Annotated in this window: 9 protein-coding genes; 5 read left to right on the top strand and 4 right to left on the bottom strand. The window is 37.5% G+C overall.

The window, feature by feature from the left end; all coding sequences use genetic code 11:
* Positions 1-271 precede the first annotated feature (271 nt).
* The 4 genes from ODE14_RS03005 to ODE14_RS03020 form a co-directional block, all read right to left on the bottom strand.
* On the bottom strand, positions 272-2,128 hold the full coding sequence (locus ODE14_RS03005; RefSeq protein ID WP_263602926.1) for a PDZ domain-containing protein: 1,857 nt from the start codon (positions 2,126-2,128) through the stop codon (positions 272-274).
* 122 nt (positions 2,129-2,250) lie between these two features.
* On the bottom strand, positions 2,251-3,882 hold the full coding sequence (locus tag ODE14_RS03010; protein ID WP_263602927.1) for a M1 family metallopeptidase: 1,632 nt from the start codon (positions 3,880-3,882) through the stop codon (positions 2,251-2,253).
* 387 nt (positions 3,883-4,269) lie between these two features.
* Positions 4,270-5,094 carry a twin-arginine translocase subunit TatC gene (gene tatC / locus ODE14_RS03015; RefSeq protein WP_248393700.1) on the bottom strand — a complete coding sequence of 275 codons (825 nt, stop codon included), beginning with the start codon at positions 5,092-5,094 and terminating at the stop codon, positions 4,270-4,272.
* 70 nt (positions 5,095-5,164) lie between these two features.
* Positions 5,165-6,124, bottom strand: a complete 960-nt coding sequence (locus tag ODE14_RS03020; RefSeq protein WP_248393699.1) for a KpsF/GutQ family sugar-phosphate isomerase — start codon at positions 6,122-6,124, stop codon at positions 5,165-5,167.
* 154 nt (positions 6,125-6,278) lie between these two features.
* Here ODE14_RS03020 and recQ point away from each other — a divergent pair, with 154 nt between their 5' ends.
* The 5 genes from recQ to lpdA all read left to right on the top strand — a co-directional run bounded on the left by recQ (position 6,279) and on the right by lpdA (position 12,149).
* Complete coding sequence (recQ, locus tag ODE14_RS03025; RefSeq protein WP_263602928.1) at positions 6,279-8,483, top strand: DNA helicase RecQ; 2,205 nt, start codon at positions 6,279-6,281, stop codon at positions 8,481-8,483.
* Positions 8,484-8,737: 254 nt separating this feature from the next.
* Positions 8,738-9,817 carry a glycosyltransferase gene (locus tag ODE14_RS03030; protein WP_263602929.1) on the top strand — a complete coding sequence of 360 codons (1,080 nt, stop codon included), beginning with the start codon at positions 8,738-8,740 and terminating at the stop codon, positions 9,815-9,817.
* Between the two features lie 77 nt (positions 9,818-9,894).
* Entirely contained in the window at positions 9,895-10,245 is a 351-nt protein-coding gene (locus tag ODE14_RS03035; RefSeq protein ID WP_263602930.1) for a hypothetical protein, read from the top strand.
* 26 nt (positions 10,246-10,271) lie between these two features.
* Complete coding sequence (locus tag ODE14_RS03040) at positions 10,272-10,625, top strand: DUF2489 domain-containing protein (RefSeq protein ID WP_263602931.1); 354 nt, start codon at positions 10,272-10,274, stop codon at positions 10,623-10,625.
* A gap of 120 nt (positions 10,626-10,745) precedes the next feature.
* Positions 10,746-12,149, top strand: a complete 1,404-nt coding sequence (gene lpdA, locus ODE14_RS03045) for a dihydrolipoyl dehydrogenase (RefSeq protein WP_248393694.1) — start codon at positions 10,746-10,748, stop codon at positions 12,147-12,149.
* Positions 12,150-12,221 lie beyond the last annotated feature (72 nt).

Raw genomic sequence — 12,221 nt, forward strand, 5'->3', positions numbered from 1 at the left:
CAAAGAAATTTTTGACGCGGTGATTTGAAATGAATAATCTGATTTTAAATAAGAAAATTCACCATAGACTCACAGAAATTGACCATTCGTCTCTCATAGCCCCGATTGTAGAGAAAATCCTTTTTGCAAGCCTCGCAGGCTTAACCCGACGGCAGTTGAAGCAAAAAGATTGTAACGAAAAGCGGGAAAAAGCTCCAAAAATATTGACCGTATTTATCCAAAACAAAAGCGGAGAAAAAATCCCCGCTTTAATTATTTGATTTTACTGATATTACTTCTTTCCCGTAAGCCACTGATCCTGAAGTTTCTTTTCTTCCGGTGTCGGGTTAGCTTTAAACTGTAAATTTTCTATGGTCATTTTATCAAGAACCGCTTTACCTTTAAGATCAATCTTTTCAGATTTCCCGCCGTTGTCCCTAAGAACCGTTACCGTTACATTCTGGCCTTCTTTAATCGTTTTGGAATAATTAATGAAATCCTGAACGTTCTGGATGTTGATGGTTTTTCCATCCAAAGCCAGGATCTTATCGGTAATTTTGAAGCCGATGCTTTTTGCAAAAGGTGAAAGTGCAGAGCTTTCATCAAACACGAAAGTATTTGTTTTTTCGTCATATCCTGTCTGGTTCGGATCTTTAATAAACCAGAAAATCGGCGGCGTTTCCTGCTTCTTCAGTTCAACACCCACCATATTAAGGTATTGTGCATAAGGTGTCGGCTGGCTTCCTGCAATATATTTATTATAAAAATCTCTTACCTGAGGATATCCTGTTACGGCAACCAGTTCATCAATAAGCTTATCATCTTTGAACGGCTTATTTTCACCGAATCGTTGAGACAGTTTCCTGATCATATCCCTGTATCCCATTTCACCGTTAGAAAGTTTTCTGAGCTCGATATCCAGACACATGGCAAGAAGTGCTCCTTTTTCATAAACATTTCTGTACTGGTCCTTGTATTCGTCCAGAAGAACATTTTTACTCATCACCGTGAAAGGCATGGTGTCGTTGTAGTTCTTTGAGTTAGTGATTTTTTCATTCATTCTCTGAAGGAATTCATCTCTGGTAATAAGCCCTTCCTGGATCTGGAAAAGGTTGGCGAAATATTCCGTTCCGCCTTCATACATCCAGAGATGCTGAGACATTTTCGGATCTGCGTAATCAAAGTAATGGATTTCTTCAGAATGCGTTTTCAATGGATTTACGGTATGAAAAAACTCATGCGAAACAACGTCGGTAATGGTTTTGTCGATTGCTTCTTTCGGCATCATTTCAGGAAGCACAACACTGGTCGATTCATGATGTTCCAGCGCACCGAATCCTTTGATCTGAGGTCCGTCTCCACCCGCAAGATACAGCATGATCGCGTATTTTTTATTGGTATTCATGTCACCCAGGAATTTCTTTTGGGCAACCACCATTTTTTCAAGATTATCTTTAAAATCTGCAGCTTTATATTTTCCGGAAGGGGAGTACACTCCCAATACCAGATCCATACCTCCTGCATTGAAGGTGATATAATCAGGTTTGGTGTACATTAATGGTGAATCGGTAACTTTTGCATAATTGGCCAGCGTAAAGGTATCTGTAGCATCCGATTGGTCCTGGTCTACCAAAGCCGTTGTCCCATAAAAATCTGCCGGCTTCTGAATCACCAGCTGATAAGGAACATCCTGCATATTGTCGATGTATCCGACAAATCCGTGGGTGTTGATCAGGTAAATCTTTCCTGCTTCAATGTCCGTTCCGGATGGCGAAAAAACAGCCTTGTGCTTTGAAGTATCCATTTCATCATCGAAACTATCGTTTACCAGATAGGTGACTTTAGATAGATTCTGTGCATTCTTTAGAGCATAGGTATTGTCATTGACTTTTGTAAATGCAATTTCTTTTCCTTTGTTGTCTAAAAATTTAATGCCTTCCACAAATCTTCCGTAATCATCTACAGAATAGGTTCCGGGTACCGTTTTTGGAAAGTGAAACTTTACATCTCCGGATTTCATCTTCGGAAATTCCATGGTTACGGCCACTTTATCGTCTTTTACGTTCACTAGATCGATTGTAGTTTTAATCGACTGGGCATTCATCAGAAACGTAGTTAAAACGCCTAAGCTAAGTGCTATTTTTTTCATTGAGTTTAAAATTATAGTTAAATAGTTGTTGAAAATCTGTATTTGTTACACCGCGTCTGTTAAATTTTTTATAAAAAAAAGACAAATTCTTTATTAAAAGATTTGTCCTTTGCTGTGTTTTATTATTGTACTTTTTTATACCTGATATAATAATTTTTATTGAATTGTACCGGATTTCCTTTCTTCATTTTTATGGTTTGCCATTGTTCGGTAGGATTAATGGTAAGATCACTGTCGATTCTTATAGGCAAACTGAAATTTTTAACCACATTAGTATACCTGAACTTCAGCTCTTCTCCTTTTTGTTCATATTCAAGAACAGGAACTTTTACAGATCTCAGATATTGGTTGAATACGCTTGAAAAATCAATTCCCGATTTTTTTGAAATATAATTTTCAATCTGTTGTGTGGTTACCGTCTGATGATAAAAATCTTTGTTGATTCCTCTTAAAATCTCCCTGAACTTTTCATCGTTATTGATTACCTGGCGAATGGTGTGCAGCATGCTTGCTCCTTTAGAATACATGTCGCCGCTTCCCTCATTCCTAACGCCGTATTTTCCAATGATTGGCGTATCATTGCTGATGGTTTTATGGATTCCCTGCATATAAAGGTCTGCAGATTTTTTATCCATAAACTTTTCTGTGAAGAGAACCTCGGAATACATGGTAAATCCTTCGTGTACCCACATGTCTGCCTGATCTTTTGCCGTGATATTGTTGGCAAACCACTCATGGCCGCTTTCGTGGATAATGATGTAATCCCAGTTTAGCCCGACACCGGTTCCTGAAAGATCATTTCCGAGATATCCGTTTGTATATCCGTTTCCGTAGGCCACATTACTCTGGTGCTCCATACCGAGATAAGGCGACTCTACAAGTTTGTAAGAATCCTCATAAAAAGGATACGGACCAAACCAGTATTCAAACGCAGAAAGCATCGGTTTTACCTGCTGAAACTGTTTTTTAGCATTATCAAGATTATAATCGATTACCCAGTAATCAAGATCCAGCTTGCCTTTTTCTCCTTTGAAAGCGTCTTTAAAATTGACATATTTTCCGATGTTGGGAATAATGGAATACGCATTGATCGGATTTTTAACTTCCCATGTATAAGCGGTTTTATCACCTTCCTGTTTTTTACTGATGAGCCTTCCGTTTCCAACACCAACCAGATCTTTCGGCGTAATGATTTTCATAACAATCCCGTTTTCGGGTTCATCACTCCATATATCTTTGGTAGGAAGCCAGATGGATGCTCCAATGCCTTCATCGGCAACACTCATCCACGGATTTCCTTTTTCGTCTTTGGTAAATATCCATCCTCCGTCCCACGGCGCATTTCTCGCGATTCTCGGATTTCCTGAATAGGTGATATCAACCGTATATTTTTCTCCTTTTTTAAATGCTTTATCAGATTTAATCCAGATAAAATCGCCTTCCTGTTTATACTCTGCCATGGGAAAGCTTGCTTGCACTTTATCAGCTTTCATCGGCTGCTGAAAATCTATCTGAAACGTAGGATTTTTAATATCTTTAGTGATTTCAAAGCTGATTTTATTATAGCCCTTTATGCTTTTCGCTTCAAAATCCGGTTCCACGGAAAGGTCGTACTTCTTTACATCCCAGAAATTTCTGAATGCCGTATCTGAACCTTTCAAAGTGTCCTGTTTCGTAAAAGTTTTACCTGTCTCGAAAAACTGGCCGAAAACCAATCCTGAAGCAAATAAAAGCGTATATGAAAGTTTTTTCATCTAAATTAAATTAATGAGACTAAAATAAAGAATAAATTAATTCTGGCATCTGTTTCAATAGCAAATCTGTTAATATGACTGAAAAAATTAAGTTTTGTTACATTCTTTATAAGTGTCATTTTGTAATCAATTACCCTATCGTGAGATTCCCCTCCTTTGGAGGGGTGGCAAAAATTCAAAAATTTTTGACGGGGTGTCAAAAAACATTAATCTAAAAAAGGCTTGTGATCAATATTTTTTAAAACTAATTCTATTCCCGACAAAAATCCTAGCCGTGATTGCAGCGGAAATCCTTTTTGAAAAAAAGATTGCAGCGGAAAGCACGAAAAAGCTCCTAAAAAAATCCCGCAGAAAGCTCCGCGGGAATATGTTTTAATGTCTTTGAAATTAATTCTTAACAGCCGGCAGATTACCTGCCGCTTTCTGTACCTTTTTGTAGGTATAGGCACACATCACAATACTGAATTCGTAAAGCAATAACAATGGCAATGCTGCCATCATCATACTTAAAACATCTGCCGGCGTTATGATTGCTGCTACCACCATGATGAGAACGATCGCGTGGCGACGGTATGTTTTCATAAAAACCGGGGTTAATATTCCTATGGTTGTAAGGAAATAAATAAGAATCGGGAAAAGGAAAATAACTCCCATTCCGAGAACAACCTGTAAAAATAAAGTTGTATAATCACTTAAATCGTAAAGCGGAATAATGATATCCGAAATTTTAAAAATAACTCCGAAATTAACGGCAAACGGAAGAATCAGGAAATATCCGCATAATACTCCCGTCATAAACAAAATCCATACGGAATTGATGATGAAAATAGAGTTTTTTCTTTCATTGGGATGAAGGGCCGGGCTGATAAACCGCCACAGTTCCCAAACAATGTATGGAAAAGCCAGAACAATACCGCCAAATATGGATACCGCCATCATAACATTGAACTGCTGGTATAATTTGCTGGCACGTACCGGGAAATCTTTAGGAAGGTGAATGCTGTCTTCACCCAAAATCATTCTTGAGAAGTGATTGACCATTTCAAAGGTGGCAAAATCGTTTCTGGTGGGACCAAAAAAAATATGATCCATGATCCAGTTGATGTTAAATCCGATAATGACTGCCGCAATGATGATGGCAAGAATCGAACGGATGAGGTGACCTCTTAATTCTCCAATATGTCCAAGGAAAGACATGTCTTTTTCACTCACAGGATGCTATTTTTAAGGTTTCAAATGTATGAAAAAAGTTTCGGTATTATATAACGTTAAATCTTTCAGCTTAATTAATTCCTTCGTCCAGCAGCTTGTGAAGATCAATAATCCCGAAATACTTTCCGTTTTCCGTCACAACAAGCTGTCCGATATTGTTTTCTTTTAAAATTTTCATGGCTTCTTTTGCCAAAGCTGTTCTTTCAATGGTTTTCGGCTTGGCAGACATAATATCTTTGGCCAGTACTTTTGAAATATCATCGCCTTTCAAAAGCATTCTTCTCAAATCTCCGTCGGTAATTACTCCGATAATCTCATCGTTATTGGTAACAACAGTAATTCCATGACGGGAACCACTGATGGAGATAATAACGTCTTTTACGGTATCATGTTCCGTTACCTGCGGTTTTTGCGAAGACAAAAAATCATCCACTTTCGATATCAGGTTTTTCCCTAGGCTTCCGCCGGGATGAAATTTAGCAAAATCATTAGCCTTAAAATCATTCATCTCCATTAAAGCAATGGCCAGAGCGTCTCCCAAAGCCATCTGTAAAGTGGTGGAACTTGTCGGGGCCAGTTTATTGGGACAGGCTTCCATATCGACATGCGTGTCCAGTATAATTTCTGAAAACTCTGCAAGCTTGCTTGTTTTATTTCCGGTCATCCCGATCAGCGCCGAAGAATATTCTTTAAGATAAGGAACGAGGTTTACAATTTCAGGAGAATTTCCGGAGTTGGAAATGCACAACACCACATCCTGTTTCTGGATCACTCCAAGATCTCCGTGGATGGCTTCTGAAGCGTGCAAAAATTGGGAAGGTGTTCCCGTGGAATTCAGGGTTGCAACGATTTTGTTGCCTACATGGGCAGATTTTCCGATTCCTACCACGATTAATTTACCTTTGGCAGAATGGACAATCTCCACAGCACGGGCAAAATCATCATTTAATCGGTGGCGGAGCTTTTCAAGTTCTGAAATTTCTATTTCTAAAGTGCTTTTCGCTATTGAGATAATGTCGGATCTTTCCATTTTACGTATATGAAGCATATAAAAATCAATTAAAAAAGCGTTATTTCTAAAAGAATTTTTATTATAAATATAATTTTTTATAAATTCGTTCGCTTTTATTTTAAGCGAAAAATTCATAACTTTGGATTAGATGCAAATTTAGCAATAAAATTAGATGAGCGCAAAAAAAGCCAATTTATCAGGCGAATTGAAAAAATATTTCGGATTTTCTACTTTTAAAGGGCAGCAGGAACAAATTATTGAAAACCTTCTGAACGGAAAAGATATATTTGTTTTAATGCCTACCGGAGGTGGAAAATCCTTATGCTACCAGCTTCCGGCACTTATTTCCGAAGGTACAGCCATTGTGGTTTCACCTTTGATAGCATTAATGAAAAATCAGGTGGATGCCGTGAACGGACTTTCATCTGATAGCGGAGTAGCCCATGTTTTGAATTCATCTTTAAACAAAACACAGACCAAACAGGTTTTTGACGATATAAAAAACGGAAAAACAAAACTTCTTTATGTGGCGCCGGAATCTCTTATCAAGGAAGATTATCTGGATTTTCTGAAGGAAGTGAAAATATCATTTTTCGCCATAGATGAGGCTCACTGTATCTCAGAATGGGGTCACGATTTCAGACCCGAATACAGAAATCTCAAATCCATTATCGATAAAATTGCCGATGTCCCGGTAATAGCCCTTACGGCAACTGCCACCCCAAAAGTTCAGGATGACATCCAGAAAACACTGGGAATGACGAATGCTCTGGTCTTTAAAGAGAGTTTCAACAGACCGAACCTCTATTATGAAGTACGTCCGAAAGTAAATGTAGATAAGGAAATTGTAAAATTTATCAATCAGAATAAAGGAAAGTCGGGAATCGTTTATTGCCTTAGCAGAAGAAAAGTGGAAGAGTTTGCTCAGCTTCTTCAGGTAAACGGTATCAATGCCTTACCGTATCACGCAGGTCTTGATCAGAAAGTGCGGGTAGCCAATCAGGACAAGTTTCTGATGGAAGAGGTTGATGTGATTGTCGCTACCATTGCATTCGGGATGGGAATTGATAAACCGGATGTACGTTTTGTCATTCATTATGATTTCCCGAAATCGCTGGAAAGCTATTATCAGGAAACGGGAAGGGCAGGACGTGACGGCGGAGAAGGCTACTGTCTTGCATTTTACGATCCGAAAGACATTGAAAAACTTGAAAAATTCCTGGCTCAGAAACCGGTGTCGGAAAGAGAAATCGGGTTACAGCTTCTTAATGAAGTAGTAGGCTATGCCGAAACGTCCATGAGCAGGAGACAATATATTTTATACTATTTCGGTGAAAATTTTGATCCGGTAAATGGAGATGGCGCGAAAATGTGTGATAATTCCTCAAACCCTCCAAAATTGAAAGATGCTACAGATGATCTTAAAAGAGTCCTGCAGCTGATAAAAGATACGGGTGAGAAGTTTAAAGCAAAAGATCTGATTTCCATTATTGCCGGCAAGGAAACGGCTGTTACAAAATCCTATAAGCTGGAACAAAGCTCTTATTTCGGTTTTGGAAAAGAGGAAAAAGATAATCACTGGAAAACAATTTTAAGACAGGCAACGGTTCAGAATTTTTTACAGAAAGATATTGAAACTTACGGTGTTTTAAAGATTGCTGAAAAGGGTAAACTGGTTTTAGACGGAAAGCTGGAACATTCTTTCCTTATCGCCGAAGACAGGGAGTTTGACCTTACGCAAACAAAAGCCGAAAGTGATCAGGTTCAGATGCAGTCTGCCGGAGGATTGGACCAGAATTTATTCAATCAGTTAAAAGAATTAAGGAAAAAAGTTGCCAAAAAGCACGGAATTCCGCCGTACACAGTTTTTATGGACCCGAGTCTGGAAGATATGACGGTGCAATATCCTATAACAGTTGAAGAGATTGCCAAAATCTACGGTGTTGGTGAAGGAAAAGCTAAAAAATACGGTAAAGAATTTGCGGATTTTATCAGTAAATATGTAGAGGATAATAACATCGAACGTACTCAGGATATGGTGCTCAAACAGGTGGCTAATAAATCCAGCCATAAAGTTTTTATCATTCAGAGTACTGATAAAAAGATTGATCTTGAAGACATTGCAAGAGCCAAAAATCTTTCTATGGACGAATTGCTGAAGGAAATGGAACGCATCGTTTATCAGGGAACCAAACTGAACATTGATTATTATATTGAAGATAATTTTGATGAAGATATTGTAGACGGTTTTATGGAATTCATGAACGAATCCGAAAGTGACAGTATGAAAGTGCTGCTGGATGAATTCGGGGATGAACTTTCGGATGAAGAGGTGAGAATGTTGAGAATAAAATTCATAAGTGATGTTGCCAACTAAATGAAAGATGTATTAAAATATCTTTTGTATATTATAATTTTCTTGATGGGATGTTATTTCCTTTTACTTCTTTTTGGAGTATTTATAGACTGGTATCTTCAAGGAAAAAAATAAAAAAGAAACTCTTCACACGAGGAGTTTCTTTCTTTTAGAGACAAGTATTTAGTATAAAATTAAAATCTTTTTTTTCATTAAAATCATTAATTATAGATTAGGATCAAAGGTTAAGAAAACTTTTTACTAATTTTACAGTGATGAAAAAGATTTCTGTCATATTTATTCTGCCGGATCTTGAAACCGGAGGCGCAGAAAGGATTGTTACCACCATTGCGAATCATCTTTCCAGAGATCGTTTCGAGCCTAAGATTTTGCTGTTACGCAAACAGGGCGGATATCTGAAATTTCTCAATAGAGATGTAGAAATCATTGACATTAATACTGAAAGAATCAGGCATTCGTTAAAACCTATTCTGCGGGAAATATACCGCAGAAAACCCGATATTGTATTTTCCGGATTTGGAGAGGTAAATGCATATTTATCATTGTTTATCAAGCTTTTTCCGAAAACAAAATTTATCGCAAGGGAAACGAATGTGGTTACCCGGCACGTCACCAGAAAGGAAATCAAATTCTTCTATAATTTCTATAATAATTACGATAAGATTATTGCGCAAAGCGATGATATGATGCGGGATCTTATTAGAAATTTCAGCATAAAATCGAGCAAGATTGTTAAAATCAACAATCCCGTAGATTTTGATTTTATTGAATCAAAGCTTGCTTCCGCACAAAAGCCTGAAAGCTTTAAATTAAACTACAAAAACGTAGTAGCTATCGGAAATTTATCGGCAAGAAAAGGTTTTGATAATCTCCTGAAAGTTTTTTCCAGACTGAAAAATGAAAATATTCTGCTTCACATTCTGGGAGACGGAAAAGACCGCGAAATGTTGCATCAGATGAAGGATTTCCTTGGTCTTGAACACGTCATCTTCCACGGCAGACAAGAAAATCCATATGAATTCCTGAAATATGCGGACCTTTTTATTCTCTCTTCGCGCTACGAAGGATTTCCTAACGTTTTGCTTGAAGCAGGGGCTTGCGGAATCTATTCGCTGGCCAATAATTGTCCGGGTGGCATTAACGAAATCATACAAAATGAAACTAATGGTGAAGTTTCCGATATAGAAAATTATGAAGATTTTTCACAGAAAATTTTAAAAATTCTTCATAAAAATCATGATGAAGATCTGATTAAAAGCTCTATCAAATCCAGGTTTTCTAAAAATATTATTCTGGATGCCTATGAAAAGGTACTGTTGAGCATGGTGAAATGATTCTGTTGTATTGTTCTTATGCAGTTTATTTTATACTTTTGATGCCTTTAATTTTATCCAAACTATAATAATTCCTCATGAATAAAATCCAGAGAATAGGATGCGCCTGCGAGAAACCCACATCAAATTATACGGAATACAGAAGTTCGGAATTAGGAATTGACCATACGAACGGAAGACATGCGGAAGTAAGCATTCAGCAGTGTAAGCTTTGCCAGAGAATATGGATTCATTACCTGGTTGAATTTGAACATTACTCCAAATCAGGAAGATGGTACAGAGGAATTGTTTTTAAAAAAGACAGGCCACAAATTACCCCCGAAAATGCTGTAGAATATCTGGAAAGCCTGGACTGGTATGTGTACGGAGGTTCTTATTTTGATTCCACAGGAGAATTTGGACAGGGAAAATTGAGCGCCGATTTATAATATCTTTAGATATCTTATGAATTTATATGAATAAGTTTGAAGAGCTGAAACGTTACAGATTTATTAAAAAATTGCGATCAAACGCTATTGCTATCATAACAAATCAAATTGAGATTCATTCCGGATATTTTAAAATGCATTATCTTATTGGAAGAATAAATGATATCCAACCATTAGATATTGATTTAAATATTTTTGAGAAGTTCTATAACGAAATTCAATTTTATCCTGTCGGTGAAGAAAGAAAACTTTACAATATGGAATATCTTAAGAAACTTAATTCAAAATTAGAATTAGTAGATGCAAAATATAAAAATTTGCTTGATGAAAAATGTAAAGAAATCATTGAGAAATTTAAAGATATTAAAGATTTTTGCTGAAAAGGTTTTTAACTCCGCTTTCTTCCAGAAAATTTGACAAATCTCACTTTCCCACCTGATAATTAATCGTTAAATTTGTAAGCATAAGAAAGTTAATAATAAACAAATTCATAAAATAACATGAGTCAATTCGATGTTACCGTAATCGGTTCCGGTCCTGGTGGTTATGTTGCTGCAATCCGTGCTGCACAATTAGGTTTCACAACAGCAATTATTGAAAAATACCCTACTTTGGGAGGAACTTGTCTTAACGTGGGTTGTATTCCGTCGAAAGCGCTTTTAGACAGCTCAGAGCATTTTGAGAATGCAAAACACAATTTTGCCGGCCACGGAATCATTATCAACGAACCTCAGGCTGATATCGCAAGAATGATCGAGCGTAAAAATGAGGTCATCAAACAAAATACAGACGGAATCAGCTATCTGATGAATAAAAACAAAATCACTGTTTTTGAAGGAGTCGGAAGTTTCGAATCTGCAACCCAGATCAAAGTAACGAAGAATGACGGTTCTACAGAAATGATTGAATCTAAATATACCATTATTGCTACAGGTTCCAAGCCGTCTTCTTTGCCTTTCATCACGATTGATAAAGAAAGAGTAATTACTTCCACGGAAGCGTTAAACCTTAAAGAAATTCCTAAACATCTTGTGGTAATCGGAGGTGGAGTAATTGGTCTTGAATTAGGTTCGGTTTATTTGAGATTGGGCGCCCAGGTTACCGTTGTTGAATTTATGGATAAAATCATTCCAGGAATGGATGGCGCTTTAAGCAAGGAATTGACGAAAGTTCTTAAAAAGCAGGGAATGAAATTCATGCTTTCTACAGCAGTTTCTGCAGTGGAAAGAAATGGAGATACGGTAAAAATCACAGCCAAAGATAAAAAAGGAGAAGAAGTAACGGTTGAAGGAGATTATTGTCTGGTTTCTGTAGGAAGAAGACCGTATACAGACGGACTCGGACTGGAAAAAGCAGGTGTTGAGCTTGACGAAAGAGGAAGAGTGAAAGTAAACGATCACCTTCAGACAAATGTAGCTAACATTTATGCGATCGGAGACGTTATTAAAGGAGCAATGTTAGCTCACAAAGCGGAAGAGGAAGGAGTTTTTGTAGCTGAAACATTAGCAGGACAAAAGCCTCACATTAATTATAACTTAATTCCGGGAGTGGTTTATACATGGCCGGAAGTTGCAGGAGTCGGTAAAACTGAAGAACAGCTTAAAGAAGAAGGTGTTGCTTATAAAGTTGGATCTTTCCCAATGAGAGCTTTAGGAAGAAGCCGCGCAAGTGGTGATGTTGATGGTCTGGTTAAGATCATTGCAGACGAAAAAACGGATGAAGTTTTAGGAATGCATATCGTAGGAGCGAGAGCTGCCGATCTTATCGCAGAGGGTGTTATTGCAATGGAATTCCGGGCAAGCGCTGAAGATATCGCCAGAAGTTCTCACGCACACCCTACCTATGCAGAGGCCATTAAAGAAGCGGCATTGGATGCTACGGCAAAAAGACCGATTCACATGTAATATTGAATTAAAAAAATTCAATCATTTAAAAATATTTGTAAATTAGGAGAGGCATAAGCCTCTTCTTTTTTT

The organism is Chryseobacterium sp. PET-29 (genome assembly GCF_025736815.1).
GTDB lineage: Bacteria > Bacteroidota > Bacteroidia > Flavobacteriales > Weeksellaceae > Chryseobacterium > Chryseobacterium nepalense.